The 14,184-nt window shown below is 60.5% G+C and carries 15 protein-coding genes and 1 pseudogene; 7 read left to right on the top strand and 9 right to left on the bottom strand.

The genetic code is table 11. The features are described 5' to 3' along the window. The first annotated feature begins 57 nt into the window (after positions 1-57). From H7847_RS24435 to H7847_RS27050, 3 genes are read left to right on the top strand one after another with little or no spacing between them, the layout of a single operon-like run. Entirely contained in the window at positions 58-225 is a 168-nt protein-coding gene (locus H7847_RS24435) for a NepR family anti-sigma factor (protein ID WP_227272111.1), read from the top strand. Continuing rightward, positions 222-776, top strand: a complete 555-nt coding sequence (locus tag H7847_RS24430) for an RNA polymerase sigma factor (RefSeq protein ID WP_227272110.1) — start codon at positions 222-224, stop codon at positions 774-776. Before H7847_RS24435 ends, H7847_RS24430 begins: the two co-directional genes overlap by 4 nt. 11 nt (positions 777-787) lie before the next feature. Beyond that, complete coding sequence (locus H7847_RS27050) at positions 788-2,530, top strand: sensor histidine kinase (protein WP_227272109.1); 1,743 nt, start codon at positions 788-790, stop codon at positions 2,528-2,530. A 69-nt stretch (positions 2,531-2,599) separates the two neighbouring features. Here H7847_RS27050 and H7847_RS24420 read toward each other — a convergent pair whose 3' ends face one another. The 3 genes from H7847_RS24420 to gdhA form a co-directional block, all read right to left on the bottom strand. Next, positions 2,600-3,097, bottom strand: a complete 498-nt coding sequence (locus tag H7847_RS24420) for a Dps family protein (RefSeq protein WP_227272108.1) — start codon at positions 3,095-3,097, stop codon at positions 2,600-2,602. Positions 3,098-3,158: 61 nt separating this feature from the next. Next, on the bottom strand, positions 3,159-4,790 hold the full coding sequence (locus tag H7847_RS24415) for an acetolactate synthase large subunit (protein WP_227272107.1): 1,632 nt from the start codon (positions 4,788-4,790) through the stop codon (positions 3,159-3,161). After that, positions 4,790-6,136: an NADP-specific glutamate dehydrogenase gene (gene gdhA / locus H7847_RS24410; RefSeq protein ID WP_227272106.1), complete on the bottom strand. Its 1,347-nt coding sequence runs from the start codon at positions 6,134-6,136 to the stop codon at positions 4,790-4,792. The genes H7847_RS24415 and gdhA overlap by 1 nt, the downstream gene beginning before the upstream one ends. Before the next feature lie 156 nt (positions 6,137-6,292). Between gdhA and H7847_RS24405 the strand changes: the two genes are divergently transcribed. Both H7847_RS24405 and H7847_RS24400 read left to right on the top strand, forming a co-directional pair. Continuing rightward, the gene (locus tag H7847_RS24405) at positions 6,293-7,021 is read left to right on the top strand and encodes a Crp/Fnr family transcriptional regulator (RefSeq protein WP_227272105.1); all 729 of its coding nucleotides are present in this window, start codon (positions 6,293-6,295) and stop codon (positions 7,019-7,021) included. A 111-nt stretch (positions 7,022-7,132) separates the two neighbouring features. Next, entirely contained in the window at positions 7,133-8,053 is a 921-nt protein-coding gene (locus H7847_RS24400) for a mechanosensitive ion channel family protein (RefSeq protein ID WP_227272104.1), read from the top strand. Positions 8,054-8,115: 62 nt separating this feature from the next. Here the strand turns inward: H7847_RS24400 and H7847_RS24395 are convergent, their stop codons facing one another. From H7847_RS24395 to H7847_RS24380, 4 genes are all read right to left on the bottom strand, one after another. Further along, positions 8,116-9,066, bottom strand: a complete 951-nt coding sequence (locus tag H7847_RS24395) for a ParB/RepB/Spo0J family partition protein (protein WP_227272103.1) — start codon at positions 9,064-9,066, stop codon at positions 8,116-8,118. Between the two features lies 1 nt (position 9,067). Further along, positions 9,068-10,351, bottom strand: coding sequence for an AAA family ATPase (locus tag H7847_RS24390; RefSeq protein ID WP_227272102.1), 1,284 nt, complete (start codon positions 10,349-10,351; stop codon positions 9,068-9,070). 75 nt (positions 10,352-10,426) lie between these two features. Next, a complete protein-coding gene (locus tag H7847_RS24385; protein WP_227272101.1) occupies positions 10,427-11,347 on the bottom strand; it encodes a helix-turn-helix domain-containing protein in 921 nt (306 codons plus the stop codon). 525 nt (positions 11,348-11,872) lie between these two features. Beyond that, positions 11,873-12,466: an exopolysaccharide biosynthesis protein gene (locus tag H7847_RS24380; RefSeq protein ID WP_227272100.1), complete on the bottom strand. Its 594-nt coding sequence runs from the start codon at positions 12,464-12,466 to the stop codon at positions 11,873-11,875. Positions 12,467-12,672: 206 nt separating this feature from the next. Between H7847_RS24380 and H7847_RS27285 the strand changes: the two are divergent. Both H7847_RS27285 and H7847_RS27280 read left to right on the top strand, forming a co-directional pair. After that, a pseudogene (locus H7847_RS27285) lies at positions 12,673-12,825 on the top strand (helix-turn-helix domain-containing protein); the annotation flags it as partial. Positions 12,826-12,835: 10 nt separating this feature from the next. Continuing rightward, complete coding sequence (locus tag H7847_RS27280) at positions 12,836-12,958, top strand: AbrB/MazE/SpoVT family DNA-binding domain-containing protein (RefSeq protein WP_227272099.1); 123 nt, start codon at positions 12,836-12,838, stop codon at positions 12,956-12,958. On the opposite strand, the gene H7847_RS24365 is transcribed toward H7847_RS27280, so the two are convergent. Then, the gene (locus tag H7847_RS24365) at positions 12,939-13,334 is read right to left on the bottom strand and encodes a cupin domain-containing protein (RefSeq protein WP_227272098.1); all 396 of its coding nucleotides are present in this window, start codon (positions 13,332-13,334) and stop codon (positions 12,939-12,941) included. The genes H7847_RS27280 and H7847_RS24365 overlap by 20 nt on opposite strands. A 157-nt stretch (positions 13,335-13,491) precedes the next feature. Next, positions 13,492-14,010: a shikimate kinase gene (locus H7847_RS24360; protein ID WP_227272097.1), complete on the bottom strand. Its 519-nt coding sequence runs from the start codon at positions 14,008-14,010 to the stop codon at positions 13,492-13,494. Positions 14,011-14,184 lie beyond the last annotated feature (174 nt).

Below are 14,184 nucleotides of genomic sequence, written 5' to 3'. Positions count from 1 at the left end.
GATGTCACGCGTTTGGTTCCGCAGGCAGTGCACTTTTTTAGAAAGGAACGAGATGATATGGCGCGAACAGGCCACAGCAGCAAATCATCGGATTTGATCGACGATAGCCTAAAGCAGGTCTATCAGGAGGCGCTCGAAGAGCAGCTGCCGGACCGATTTACCGACCTGATTGCAAAACTGCGTGAAAAAGACAACGTCACGCAGAAAACGGACAAAGACGCATGAGCGCGCCCGATCCCAAGGACGAAATCATCGAGCACATGCAAGCCCTGCGGGCTTTCGCTATCAGCCTGACCCGGAATTCGGCAACCGCCGACGACATGGTGCAGGACACCGTCGAGAAGGCATGGACCAACATCGACAAGTTCCAGGCTGGCACCAACATGCGGGCATGGCTCTTTACCATCCTGCGCAACACCTATTATTCCTCGCGCCGCCGCGCGAAACGCGAAGTGGCCGATCCCGAAGGCAGCTTTACCGCAACACTCTCCGAAAAACCGGCCCATGACGGTCGTCTGCAGATGGCTGATTTTCGAACCGCCTTTGCCCAGTTGCCGGATGAACAGCGCGAAGTGCTGATCCTCGTCGGTGCGTCGGGCTTTTCCTACGAGGAAGCCGCAGACATGTGCGGCATCGCCATCGGCACCGTGAAAAGCCGCGTCAACCGCGGACGTGCGCGGCTGGCCGAGCTGATGAAACTCGACGAAAATGAACCCCTTGAGTTGACCGATGCCCATACGATAGCCGTTGTCGCCAACGGCAATGCCGCAGCATAGGACAAACGCAAGTGGTCACAAAGGCAATCGATCGGGCGCAGCGGATCAGCCTGACGGTCCGCGCGGTGTTTTTTGTGTCGCTCGCAATGCTGCCCCTTGGGGGGGTTGCGATCTGGCAGACCGACCAGATCATCGAGGACCAGCGCGACACCGCGCAGCGGGCCCTCGTGGCGGTGACGGAAAAGGCCGCCACCCGCGAGCGCCAGATCATAGAGCGATCGATTGGCGCGGCCGCGGCCCTGGGCAATACCGCGAGATCGTTGCAAGCCGACACGGAGCTTTGCCGCACAACGCTGGACCAATTCGAACGGGGCAGCGTCTTTTACAGCTATGTGGGGTTCACCGGCCCCGACGGTGTGGAGGTCTGTGGCTCCTCGGACCAGCAGAGCGGCGAGACCGGCCGCAGCAAGCTCAAGACGCTGGTCGAGCAGCAAAAGATCGGCCTCTACACGGAACGAAACGCCGATACTGACAGGCAATCTGTGCTGGTCGTGGCCACCCCGGCCTTTCAGAGCGGCGAATACGCCGGCCACATGCACCTGCACATCCCCCACGCAGGGTTCGAGCCAAAGGCGGAACTGCTCTCGGGCGAGCGCCCGCTGGGGCTGGTCACCTTCAACGAGTATGGTGAAATCCTGACCTCCGAAAGTCTGCTCTCCGCCGCCCGCGACATGCTGCCCGAAGGCATCATGCTGCAGGATCTGCGGCATGAAGAATCCTACAGCTTCTTTGCAACCTCCCGCGCGGGAGAGGAGCGCGCCTATGCCTTCATTCCTCTGGTCCCCGGATCCGCCTATGCCCTGGGCACCTGGAGCACGGACACCCGGTTGCTGAGACTGGAAACCGCTTACTGGCCGACGATCCTGCTGGCTGGTCTGATGTGGCTGGCGAGTGTTCTGGTGGTGTCGCTGGTCATGCAACTGCTGGTGATCCGCGGGGTTATCCGCCTGCACCGGCATATGAAACTCTTCCAGACCCGGCGCACCCTGGCAAAAGGTCCGGTGCTTGGCCGGGGCGAGCTTTACGATCTGGAAACCGATTTTCGCGACCTGACCGAGACCATCCTCCGCGATGAGGCCCATCTGGAGAACGTGGCCCACGAGAAAGACGTTCTGCTGAAAGAGGTGCACCACCGGGTCAAGAACAACCTTCAGCTTATCAATTCGATCATCAACATGGTGTTGCGCGGATCGACCAGTGAGGAGACGCGCGTCGTTGTGCGGCGCCTGCAGGACCGTGTGATGGCGCTGGCGTCGGTGCACCGCTCGATCTATCAGGCGCAGACCATGGACCGGGTCGAAGCCTCCGAGATCGTCCGTGAAATCGTCAATCAGGGTGTCGCGGTTGGCCTGCCGCGCGGGTCGGAGGTGGACGTCGAGCTGACGCTCGCGCCGGTCACGCTCTATCCCGATCAGGCCATGCCCCTGTCTTTGCTGGTTTCCGAGGCAATCACGAATGCGCTGAAATATGTGGGCGGCCCCGAGGCTTTCATCCACGTCACGCTGCGCGAGGACAGCCATCCCGACGATCCGGCGAGGAAGATCGCCTCCATCACCGTATTGAACTCCGTGGGGGACAAGGTTGAGGATGAGGCGGGCACGGGTCTCGGCTCCCAGCTGGTGCGGGCCTTCGCGCATCAACTGGGCGGCGAGCCGGAGGTGATCGCGGACGCCACAAGCTACAGCCTGCGGGTCACTTTCGAGGTCGCCGAATTCTCCCCGGACGCGGAAGACCTGCCAAAAGCGGCAGAATAAAAACGCGGGTTTTCACCCCGAAAAAGCCCGGCGAACGCACCGGGCTTTTCAATAGTTTCCTCGGAGAGGTCAGGATTTCGCGATGGCCCGCAGCATCCAGGCGGCCTTTTCGTGAAAGGCGGAACGCGCGGTTGCGAGGTCTTCGGTCACCGGATCGTTCCGGTCGGCGGCAAGCTCGATGAGCGCATGGAAACGGTGGGCGATGCGGGAATGATCCTCCGCCAGGTCCTCGCACATGCCACCGGCTGTCGGCGTGTCCGTCTTATCCTCGATCACCGAATTCTGCATGATGTCAGTCATCGACATCGGGGCGAGCTTGCCCAGGGCGCGGATGCGCTCGGCCAGATCATCGGCTGCCTCAAAGAGGTTGCCGTATTGCTCTTCGGTCAGGTTATGCAGCGAGTAGAACAACGGCCCTTCCACATTCCAGTGATAGGCATGCGTCTTGAACACAAGCCGGTAGGTGTCCGACAACACGTCGGCCAGACCTTTGGCAAGGCCGTCGACGTCGCGCACCCCTGTTTCAACTCTGTCGCTTGTGGGGACCACATTCAGTGCTTCTGCCATGATGAATTCTCCTTTGTTGTGTTACCCCATCAACGCGGGCCGCCCGGCAAAAGTTCCCGCATCAGGCCGCCTTGTCGCGAAAAGCGTCATCCCGCTCCAGCGCCTGCGCGTAGTTGATCGGCAAGGTGACCAGATGCAGACCGATGGTGTGATCTTCCAGTACCGCCTGCAGCGCTTCGGGGTCTGATACCCGGTGATGCGACCAGCCAAAGGACTTGGCCAGATGATCCCAATCGGGGGTCTCAAAGGCCAGATCCGTGTGCTGGCCAGTATCGGCCTCCTGCTTGGCCCGGATCAGCCCATAGCCACCGTCCTCCCAGACCACGACGGTCAGCGACAACCCCAGCCGGTGTGCGGTCTCCATCTCCTGCAGGTTCATCAGGAACTCGCCGTCGCCGCAGATTGCAAACACCCGGCTGTGGTGGCCCAGATCGGCGGCTGCAATGGCCCCCGGCAGCGCCAGCCCCATGCCCGCCAATCCGTTGGGAATGATGATCTGCCCCGGCTTGCGCGCCGCGAGATAGCGCGCCACCTCCATCTTGTGGGTCCCCACGCCGGACAGAACCAACGTGTCGTTGCTCAGCACGGCCTCGACCGCGCGCAGGGCGTCCGCGGGGTGTATCCCGTCGGTCCCCGGATGCGCGCTGCGGCGCTGCTGGGCGATCCGCGCGCAGAGCGCGGCAACCGCCGCGTCCTCGGGCCAGCGCTGCCCGCGCAAACCCGCCGTGAGCCCGCGCAGCGTGCGCGCGATATCCCCCGGCGCATCGCAGGTGACGTTCCAGTCGTGTTCGAGCGCAGCCGGCACATCCGACAGGTGCAGCACCGGGATGCGCCCGCCATCCGTGATCGCCGCCGGGGCAAGCTCCACGGGATCAAAGCCCACCGCCACGATCAGGTCGCGGGTCGGGATCAGGTCATCGATATGGTCGTTAAAGGGCTGCCCCACGCAATGCAGGTGCAGCGGGTGGTCGGCAGGCAGGATGCCCTTGGCCATGAAGGTGGTCGCCATGGGCAGCCGGGCGGCCTCCGCAAACGCGCGCATTGCCGGGGCCGCCTTGCCGCGCAGAACGCCCGCCCCCGCCACCAGCAAAGGGTGTTTGGCGTCCTTGAGCAGCTCCACCGCGGCAGCCAGCGCCTGCGGCATCACCGTGGCGCGGGCCTGTTGCGGGGCCTTGACAGGCTGCTGGTCGGTCTCTTCCGCGGCAAGGTCCTCCGGCAGGGACAGATGCACCGCACCGGGACGCGGTTCTGTCGCGACCCGCAACGCTTCGGCCAGGGTGCTGCTCACCTCCTCGGGGTGCATCAGCGTGCGGCTCAGCTTGGTCACCGGCTCAAAGAGTTTTTGCAGGTTCAGTACCTGGTGGGATTCCGCCTTGCCGATCCGGGCACGCGCGCCCTGCCCCGTCAGCACGATCATCGGGGCGTAATCAAGGGTCGCGTCGGCCACCCCGGTCACAAGGTTCGTGGCCCCCGGCCCCAGCGTGGCAAAACACAACGCCGGCCGCCCGGTGATCCGCGCCTGCACGCAGGCCATGAAAGCCGCCGCCTGCTCATGCCGCGTGAGCACCACCTTGAGGGACGAGGCCTCAAGCGCCAGCATCAGCTCGGTGTTCTCCTCTCCGGGCACGCCGTAGGCCGTCGTAACCCCGGCCTGCTCCAGCGCTTTGACGATCAGTTCTGCTACGTTCGCCATTACACCGCCCCCATCGCCGAGAGCGCATCGGCAACCCGCCGGTAGGCCGCCACATTGGCCCCGCGCGCATAATCGATGCGGGTGCCACCCCCCTCCTCGTCCAGAATGCGCTGGTGAATATCCTGCATCAGGGTCTTCAGCTCCGCGTCAATCTCCGCAGCGCTGGCAAAGCGCCGATGCGCGTTCTGGCTCATCTCCAGCCCCGAAATGGCAACGCCACCCGCATTGCTGGCCTTGCCCGGCGCATAGTTGATCCCGCTGTCGCGCAGATGCGCCAGCGCACCGGCCTGCAGCGGCATGTTCGCCCCTTCGGCCAGCAGGATCGCACCGCTGTCTGTGATCTGCTTTGCCGCCGCCGCATCCACTTCGTTCTGCGTGGCGCAGGGCAGCGCAATGTCATATTCCGCAGCCCCCCACGGCAGGGCCGCTTCGACAAAAGAAAGCCCCAGACGGCGCGGCGGGCCGGCAATGTCTTCGCCCGCGGCCTTGCGGGCCTGCACCCAGTGCACCGCCTCCTGCGACAGGCCGTCCTCTGCCAGAAGCGTGCCGGCGGTATCCGACAGCGCCACGACGGTCCCGCCTTCGCAAATGACCTTTTCAGCAGCGTGGGTGGCCACGTTGCCCTTGCCCGAAATGGCGACCCGCTGACCCTCAAGCATGCGGCCCGCGTGCGCCAGCATCGCCTGCACGAAGTAGATCAGACCGTAGCCCGTGGCCTCGACCCGCATCGCACTGCCGCCAAAGGCTTCGCCCTTGCCCGTCAACGCCCCGTGAAAGGCCCCCGCGCTCTGCTTGTAGGCCCCGAAAAGCCACCCGATCTCGCGGGTGCCCACGTTGATGTCGCCTGCAGGCACGTCCACATCCGGGCCGATGTAGCGCGACAGCTCCGCCATGAAGGCGTGACAAAAACGCATGATTTCCGCATCACTCCGGCCCCGGGGATCGAAATCCGACCCGCCCTTGGCACCCCCCAGCGGCAGGCCGGTCAGCGCATTCTTGAACACCTGCTCGAACGCCAGGAATTTAAGCACGGAGGGGTTGACGCCGGGATGAAAGCGCAGCCCGCCCTTGTAGGGGCCAATGGCATTGCTCATCTGCACGCGCCAGCCGCGATTGATCTGCATGACCCCGGCCTCATCCATCCAGGTGACCCGAAAGCGGATCAGGCGATCCGGCTCCGTCAGCCGCTCCAGAACCTTGGCCTGCGCCCACTTTGGATTGTTCTTTTCAACCGTGATGACATCTTCGGCCACATCACGCACCGCCTGCAGGAATTCGTCCTGTCCCGCATTCCGCCTTGTCACGATTTCAAGAAAACTGTCGGTCAATCGGGCGCGTTCTGTCATACATCCTCACATCACTTGGGTCAGGAGCCAACGCGCCACCGCGGGCTTGGTTCCGCCGCAAGGCCGAAAGCCTGCATTCAGACGGGGCGTGACAGGTCACCGGAACTTTCCCGGGGCTGCCGCATTGGGTTCTGCACGTAGCGAAACGGAGAAGATATGATCACCGACTGCAACGCATGCCCTTTACGCAAATACGACTTCTTTCAGGATATGACCCAGGACGAAGTGGACAAAACGCAACGGTTCAAGTCCGGCGAGCTCTCTGTCGATCCGGGCACACCGATCCTGATGGAAGGCTCGAACGCGCCGCAGATCTACACCGCTCTGCGCGGCATGGGCCTGCGGTACAAGATCCTGCCGAACGGGCGACGACAGGTGGTGAATTTCATCTTTCCCGGTGACTTCATCGGCCTGCAGGCCGGCCTGATCGGCGAGATGGGACATTCCGTCGATGCCACCACCCACATGAAGCTCTGCGTGTTTGACCGCGCGGATTTTTTCGAATTCTTCCGCGGGTCGGTGCCGCGCGCGTTCGATGTCACCTGGCTCGCCGCACGAGAGGAACACTTTCTCGGCGACGCGCTCGCCACCATTGGCCAGCGCAGCGCCCTGGCCTCCATCGCCTGGGCATTGGTCCAGCTTTTCCGGCGCGGCAGCACGGTGGACATGGTGCGCAACGACACGATGCCCCTGCCCTACCGGCAACAGGATATGGCGGATGCGCTGGGGCTGTCGCTTGTGCACACCAACAAGACGCTGGCCCGGCTGCGGGAAAGGCAACTGGCCAACTGGTCGGACGGTCTGTTGACGATCCGGGACCTGAAAAAACTGGCCGACGTCGCCGAGATGGAGCTTGAACCGCTGCGACGCCGGCCGCTGATTTGAGGCATCCGCGCAAACGCCCGGCAGCGATCGGCGCACGCGCTGCCGGGCGACAGACCGCTCCTTGGAACTCTTCCGGATCGGGGCGCGTTGAGCCCCCAAGGAGGCACACCCATGACATGGGACACGGTACCCAGCACGCTGCAGGAAACGCTCGGCGCCTATTGGGACGGCTTCTATGCCGCAATCCCGAAACTGGCGGCGGCCCTTGTCGTGCTCGCAGCGGTGTGGGCGGTTGTTGCGGTGGCGCGCTATTTCATCCGCCAGATCGGGGCCCGAACGCGGATGCGGCAGAACCTGATCGACGTGCTCTGCATGCTGGCCGGCACGGGCTTTTGGCTGATGGGTATCCTGATCGCCCTTGCAATCGTGTTTCCCACCATCACACCCGCCAAGGCGCTGACGACACTGGGGCTCGGCTCCGTCGCCATCGGGTTCGCCTTCAAGGACACGTTCGAGAATTTTCTCGCCGGTATCCTGATCCTGCTGCGCGAACCCTTCGCCATCACCGACTACGTGGAATGTGAGGATATCGACGGCCAGATCGAAGAGATCACGATCCGCGACACCCATGTCCGGCAGACCGACGGGCAGCTTGTGGTGGTGCCGAACCATCTGCTCTTTCAAAACCCCGTGACCGTCCGTACCGACCGCGATCTGCGCCGCACAACCGTCATCTGCGGGGTTGCCTATGGTGAGAACGTGGACAACGCCCGTTCGGTCATCTGGAACGCCGTCAGGGCCGTCGACACGGTGCGCGATGACGTCAAGGACGTCGAAGTCTTCGCACAGGCGTTCGGGGCCTCCTCCGTCGATTTCGAGGTGACATGGTGGACAGGCTCGCGCCCGCTCGACATCCGCAGATCACGCGACCAGGTTGTCGCAGCGGTCAAGGCAGCGCTTGATGATGCAGGGATCGAGATCCCTTTCCCCTACCGCACGCTCACCTTCAAGGACCCCCTGCCGGTGCGGGCCCATACCGACACCGCGGTCGAGGCGGATGAGAAGGCAGATGAGCCCGCCTCCCGCGCCTGAACCCACCGCCACAAGATGTCAGTAAAAATATTTATTCTGTTTTATTACAATGGCTTGAAAGGTTATTTTTTCTTGATCTGGTACTTCATCACGACCTTCGCAATCTCCACCAGCATCGCCTCCAGATCCACCTCTGCCACCTTGGCGTTGCGCAGGCGGATCGCATAGCCCCCGGCCCCTTTTTTCGCCGTCATCGGAATGCCCCGCACGTCAAAGGACTGCGCCGCATCGCCGGTCAACGCAGGCGGCAGAAATGGCGTTAACCGCTCCCCCCGCTTGAGCTTTGGGACGATGCTGCGGTACTGCCGCTTGGGCGTCCTGGCGATATCAACCTGCTCCAGAATATCGTCCCGCAATTCAAGGCAGGCCAGCCCGAGCGAAACATCCCCCTGCCCTACTCCCAACCTTTCGGCAATCTCCGACTGGGTCATTTCCTGCAGGCTTTCGGCCAGCAGCCCGATCGAGATCAGCTCCTCAAAGCCGTTGAGGTCCCGGCGCATCGTGTTCTCGTGAAAGCGCTCTTCAAGATCCGCAAGCGTTCTGTCGCCCTCCTCCGTCGCGATCACCGCCTGCACCTTGCGCCCCAGGGCCCGGCAGGCCTCCAGCCGCCGGCGGCCGGACTGGATGTAAAAGCGATCCTGCGTCTCCAGCGGGGCGGCCTCATCGGCGTGCCAGTCCGGATCAACGGGCCGGACCCGGATCGGCTGGGTCTGCCCGCGCCGCTTTATGTTGGCCACCAGCGCGGTAAAATCCTCGTCCTCCTGCCACGGGGTCAGGCGGTCACTGCCCACTTCGTCCAGGATCTGGTCGGGGTCCAGCTCCAGCACCACCGTCCCGGCCATGACCCCCTTCAAAAGCGAGCCATGCGCGTCCTCGATGCGCTGTTTGAGCATATTCATGGCGGACCCCGCCCACATGCCCCCCATCTTTGTTGTGTGCTCTTTATCAGTCTCTGAACCTTGCGTTAGGCTCTCTTCGGGGACAGAGGCGTCCAGCTTTCTTTTGCGGGCCATGTCAGCTCCACCGCTCCTCTATGAATTTCCTTGCATAGTCTCTTGGGGGCAGCTCCGGCCAGATTCTCTGCACCAGGGCATCGTTCACCGCATTGGCGTTTGCCATAAAGGCCTTGGCAGAGGCACGGCGCGTCTTGGGCGGCAGGTACTCGTAGATGCTTTTGTATTCCTCCGCCGCGTTCGCGATGGCGTCCGACCGGCTGTACCAGACCTGCATCACCTCGCGCGGTGCCTTGCGGTAGAGATCGAGGATTTGATCCGTGTCCTGATCGTTCTGTTCCTGCACAATCGTTGGCAGGACCATATGCTCACCGCCCCCTATTTCGAGATCCGCTTCGAACCCCATGATGAACTCCAGATACTCCCCGATATTCGAGACGTAGGTCGCCAAGGTGGCCAGATCAAACCCCTTCATGGTTTGCGGGATCACGACACTATCCGCCGCCACCAGCCCGTTCAACTGCATAAGCGTGAGCGACGGCTGTTGGTCAATCACGATCACATCCACGGTTTCAGTCAGCGCCTGCTCATACCGAACCGGGTCAAACTCTCCGGTATCTCCGCGGATATTTTCCAGCCGTGTCATGGGCGGGTTGGCCAGATCCCAGGTCCGAATGGCATCTTTCAGCACACGATAGACCGGCACGCTTGCCTGCTGGGACATGAAAAAGAGACTGATATCCCCGTTCTGGATATTGGCGCCCCCCGGAATAAGCCGGATACCCGGCCAGGGCGTTGGCTGCCAGATGCCGTTCAGATCCTTGCCGGACGGCTCCGACAGCTTTACGGAACCGGGGTCATCCACCCCCATGAAATCCGCCAGCGTCGGCGTTGCAGGATCAAACAGAGGCAGCTTTTCATCCGCAAAGTAAAGGCTGACTGTTGCCTGCGGATCCGCATCAATCACACCGACCCGCAGGCCGTAGTGCAAATTGACGTATTGAGCGAAATGGGCCGCACTAAGCGATTTTCCTGTTCCACCTTTCTGCGCGCCAAAGGTGACGACTTTCACCGGCTGACCCGGCCTGCGCCAGTGTAGATACGGTCGTTTGGCGGCCGGGTTGGAGCCGATTATGGCGCGAATCTGCATGACTTCCGAGGGTGAAAACGTCCGCTCGCGGCCTGCCCGTTCGCCTGCAGGAAAGGCGGGCTCTTCTGCAGAGATGCGCGTCAGATAGGTCGTGTCCACAGCCAGAAGCTGCGCTGTTTCAACCATGGAAAAGCGCCGCGCGACACGTGTTCTGAGCGTCAGATCACGCTGAAGCTTGGTATTCACGCCGCCCATGACTCGACTCATGTTTCGGATAAACTGCTCGAACTGCCCGTATGCCATGAATTATATCCGCGGATATTTCGGTTGTTATTGTGCCGCACTCTGCCCTGCTTGCCCGCCTAAAGAACAGGAGCGCGCCGTCCTGTGCAAGGTCTTTTCCGCCAGTGCCCACCTTTTCTGGTGACTTTCAAGCAAGGCAAATCGACACGCAAGAGATGTTTTTCCAGAAGATTTCACCAGCTTGCCAAAAGCGTCTGCGGATGGCGCATGGTGCCAATGGGGGGGCCATTTCTTGCGAACACCGGCAAGAACAACGCCCAACTCGGTACTGTTGAATTTATGGTTTGCGAGGATTAGCATTTGTTCCCTGAGCTGACCATCCGAAACCGGTATCCCAAGGTCACGCCATGTTTTTGCCAGGGCATCTGCAGTGTCAGGATTGTCCGCGATCAGGGGCTGACACTTCTGCACCACCAAGCTTTTTGTCGCAGTGATGAGCTCCGGGTCGGGTGTGTGACGCGCCATGGGGTAGGGCGCCCCGGCAAAACAGTGGGCCCATTTCTTCAGAAGATTAGCAGTTTTCTTTTCAATCTCCTGATGATCGTGATTTATATGTTTATGATTTATTGACGAAGTCTTGCGTTCGGTGGGTTGCACGCTGCGTTCAGTCTTTCGGCCAGTTCGCCCACGCAAGGAAGCGCGCCAATCCCGCCAGAAAGTAACCTCGTATTTAAGCCGGTAGTTGTACCCGTTCGCGGTCTTTTGCTCTTGGGTTTCGACCAGGCCCGCTTCGCGAAGCTCCTTGATATAGCCGGAAATGGCGGAACGGGACCGGCCGAGCCGCTCGCTCAACTGGTGCAGCGACGGCCAGCAGAACCCTTCGGTATTTGCCATGCGGCAGAGCTCTGCCAATGTTCTGAAAGCTCCGGGGCTCAGGTCCTGATCCATGATCTCCACGGGTAGGGCGACGAACCCCTTTTTACGGTCGAATGATATCTGCTCAGACATATTTTCCTCGGTCCGGCAATGCAAAAAGCTTGCAGGTTATGGGAGGTCGGGCTACTCTGAGAGTAAGGAGAGGGAATAGCCGACACGGTTGTTTTCGTTGGGCCGGGTGGTTGCCGCCACCTGGCCTTTCTTTATCTGGTACGCTCTTGCGGTATAAGACCCTCCTGCATCGTCTATAGAATGCCCTGACAGCAGGTGCCAAAGCTGATTGTTCTACTGTGCAGCCTGTTGTCGACCGCCTGCTCAATTCACGGCATAGGGCCGCTTATTCTTGGTATTACACGATATATAGCCTGAAATACCATGATTAAGGCAAGTCATTCTTTGGGTTGGGGGGTGTTTCGAGCATATACTCCCGGTATTTTAACGGTTTCGGCTGTTCGGAAGGCCCATTTCTGCCGCGGGGCGGTGTCGGCATGCGGGCCCACCGGGGGCAATCAGCCCCTGATTCTGCCGAATCTGTGACCTGATATTGCCCCCTGGGGCTCCTCTTCGGAAAAGGTTCGTATCACCGCGGCAGGGGTGTCAGAGAAGCCAGATCACCCCGGCACCGCTCACCGTCAGAAAGGCCAGCCCAAAGGCGACCCACAAACCGTCGAGCGTCAGCAGGGCAATTGTGAAAAGGGCGATGGATGCGGCAATCAGGGAGCCGGTAAAGGGAATGAACTCCAGAAACGGCATCAGGAACCCGCCGACCATGCAGAGCAGTTGAACAAGTTTGCGGGCAGGGCCTTTGACAAGAAAGACGAGCCGCTCCTTGGTATACCTGTCCAGAAACCGGGCTGCGGTGCGCAGCCTGTCGAGACCTTCGCGGAGCTGTTTGTTTTTCAACCCCTTGCGCGCGACGCGCTCCGGCAACCAGATCGACCGGCGGCCGACAAAAGCCTGGGCCGTGATCAGCAAGATGACGATGCCGCAGATGGCTGACAGACCGGGTATGCCGCTGAGCGGGGTTGACGCGACAGCCGCAGCCAACAGAACCACGGAAAGATGCGAAGTCCGCCCGAAAGTCGCCAGCAGATCCGAGACGCAGGTTTCATGGCCGCGTCGGCTGAGCTGCTCCACCGCGTTGATGGTGTCCTGCAGCGAAGGTTCGCATCTCTGAGAGCTGTTGGTCATGGATGTTGGGTCGCTTGTCTGGCCTCTTGCAATCTGCCTGCGCCGCCCGGGGCGGAGCGGTCTGTGACAGAACGTCTGCGCAAGGGAAAGGTTCCGCCGACCTTTCGAGCGGCACATGTCATTGGCGCAGGGCCGCCGGTTCCCGGCTTCCAGCCGCATGAGCCGGTCAGGCAATCCCGGCCTGAATGTGACGCTTTTCAGGACGCGTGGTCGCCGCAATCGGCTTGCAGGCGCAGGACTTGCTCTTGCTCGATACGTTTGCCGCATTCACGCGTCCTCAGGACGGGGAGGCGGGTAGGCGACTGATCGTCTGGGCCTCCAACAACTTTCTGACGGAGCAGACGGGGTTTTCGCTATCCACGCTGAGCCATGCCAGCAACCGTGACAACAAAGGGCCAGGTGACCATCCCCAGGCCGGTGCGCGATCTTCTGGGTCTGAGACCGGGCAGCAAGGTCGACTCTGAATCCAAACCTACACGTTTTGTACAGTAGGTTCCCACGCACCTTTCAGGTGCGACGCCTCGTGATCACCCGGCCATGGTGGCATTGAGATGCAAATGAATTTCAAAGGCTCACGTCCAACATTTCTATACTGGAACGCCGTTCCAACAGGAATGTCGATTGATACTCCAGCCACTAGGCGTGTTACTTTTTCTTCATGGGCATCGCGCCGCCAAATTTCACCATCACCCTCTAAGACGTACCAAAACTCGCTAATAGTTTCATGGATTGTAGCTTTGTTGATCTGTCCAGGCGGCACGGTGCTGTGGATCATGTTGCCTGTAGTGCCATCCATGATGAACCGAATATCGGCACCAGCGGGTGACTTAGCGTCTGCGACAGACGGGAGTGTTGTTTCTTTCATCATCATTCCCTCCAGAGCCGCCAGCTATGGATACTGGAACTTTTGTGTCAACGGCAGCTCTGTCCCGCGACCCCAACCTTGGTTATCTAAAGCGAAGTTTGGCTTTGAGCTGCCACCCGTCAACCGACAAAACCGTCAGATGACGGCTCTGAGCCCAAAGCTAACTCAGCTTGATTAGCTCTTCCCTTAAGGCAGCCTTCGCATTTTGGACTACTTCGTGCAGATTTCCTGCGTCAGCCTGAACAAACAGATTACTGAACTCACGGCTTCCATACCCCTGCACAGTCATTTCTCTTGATCGGGTCAGTTCAGTTTCAGACAGACGACGGTTTCGGCTGACGTCGGCAATGGATTCTCGATGCGCCTGTAGGCCTAGAAGGACTGGATTAATGTTCAAAGCGCTCAGATGCCGTTCAAAGTAAATCCAGTTTATACAACGGATTGGATAAGCGACAAATACAATGTTTTTTGATGCCAATGCGTTCAGAATTTCTCGAAGTATGTGTCTGCTAGTCGACAGGCTCGATGCAAACCAAGGCAGTTTGGCCTCGGCGTAGTCGTCGCCATCAATGAAATCCCCTGCGAATTCTTGTGCTAGGTATTGGCCAAAAGTAGTTTTACCGACGCCGATTGGCCCATCTAGGAAAATGACATGGCGAATACTGTTCCGTCCTTGCATACGAGGGAAGATAACCGCCTAGTCGGCGTTTCGGCAAGGTCGGGTTTGTCTAAGATTTTTCGATGCGGGCCAGTACGTTAGATTTGTGTTGGGCGGCCTGGCCCGCGTTGACAAATCTGACAAGGTGGAAGCCGCGGGATGCTTGCGCTGTTCTATGGGGAAAGCACGGGCATT

It is taken from the genome of Roseobacter weihaiensis, from assembly GCF_020622345.1.
Taxonomy (GTDB): Bacteria; Pseudomonadota; Alphaproteobacteria; order Rhodobacterales; family Rhodobacteraceae; genus Roseobacter; species Roseobacter weihaiensis.
Note: the sequence above shows the minus strand (reverse complement) of the source record. Positions and strands in the feature narration are given on the sequence as shown.

What these genes read in the sequence shown, in the direction of transcription:
- H7847_RS24380 (WP_227272100.1), bottom strand. Translation starts at nt 12,466, where the DNA reads ATGACCAACAGCTCTCAGAGATGCGAACCTTCGCTGCAGGACACCATC.
- H7847_RS24415 (WP_227272107.1), bottom strand. Translation starts at nt 4,790, where the DNA reads ATGGCGAACGTAGCAGAACTGATCGTCAAAGCGCTGGAGCAGGCCGGG.
- H7847_RS24400 (WP_227272104.1), top strand. Translation starts at nt 7,133, where the DNA reads ATGACATGGGACACGGTACCCAGCACGCTGCAGGAAACGCTCGGCGCC.
- H7847_RS24390 (WP_227272102.1), bottom strand. Translation starts at nt 10,351, where the DNA reads ATGGGCGGCGTGAATACCAAGCTTCAGCGTGATCTGACGCTCAGAACA.
- H7847_RS24435 (WP_227272111.1), top strand. Translation starts at nt 58, where the DNA reads ATGGCGCGAACAGGCCACAGCAGCAAATCATCGGATTTGATCGACGAT.
- H7847_RS24430 (WP_227272110.1), top strand. Translation starts at nt 222, where the DNA reads ATGAGCGCGCCCGATCCCAAGGACGAAATCATCGAGCACATGCAAGCC.
- H7847_RS24420 (WP_227272108.1), bottom strand. Translation starts at nt 3,097, where the DNA reads ATGGCAGAAGCACTGAATGTGGTCCCCACAAGCGACAGAGTTGAAACA.
- H7847_RS24360 (WP_227272097.1), bottom strand. Translation starts at nt 14,010, where the DNA reads ATGCAAGGACGGAACAGTATTCGCCATGTCATTTTCCTAGATGGGCCA.
- H7847_RS24395 (WP_227272103.1), bottom strand. Translation starts at nt 9,066, where the DNA reads ATGGCCCGCAAAAGAAAGCTGGACGCCTCTGTCCCCGAAGAGAGCCTA.
- H7847_RS27280 (WP_227272099.1), top strand. Translation starts at nt 12,836, where the DNA reads ATGCCAGCAACCGTGACAACAAAGGGCCAGGTGACCATCCCCAGGCCG.
- H7847_RS24385 (WP_227272101.1), bottom strand. Translation starts at nt 11,347, where the DNA reads ATGTCTGAGCAGATATCATTCGACCGTAAAAAGGGGTTCGTCGCCCTA.
- H7847_RS24365 (WP_227272098.1), bottom strand. Translation starts at nt 13,334, where the DNA reads ATGATGAAAGAAACAACACTCCCGTCTGTCGCAGACGCTAAGTCACCC.
- gdhA (WP_227272106.1), bottom strand. Translation starts at nt 6,136, where the DNA reads ATGACAGAACGCGCCCGATTGACCGACAGTTTTCTTGAAATCGTGACA.
- H7847_RS24405 (WP_227272105.1), top strand. Translation starts at nt 6,293, where the DNA reads ATGATCACCGACTGCAACGCATGCCCTTTACGCAAATACGACTTCTTT.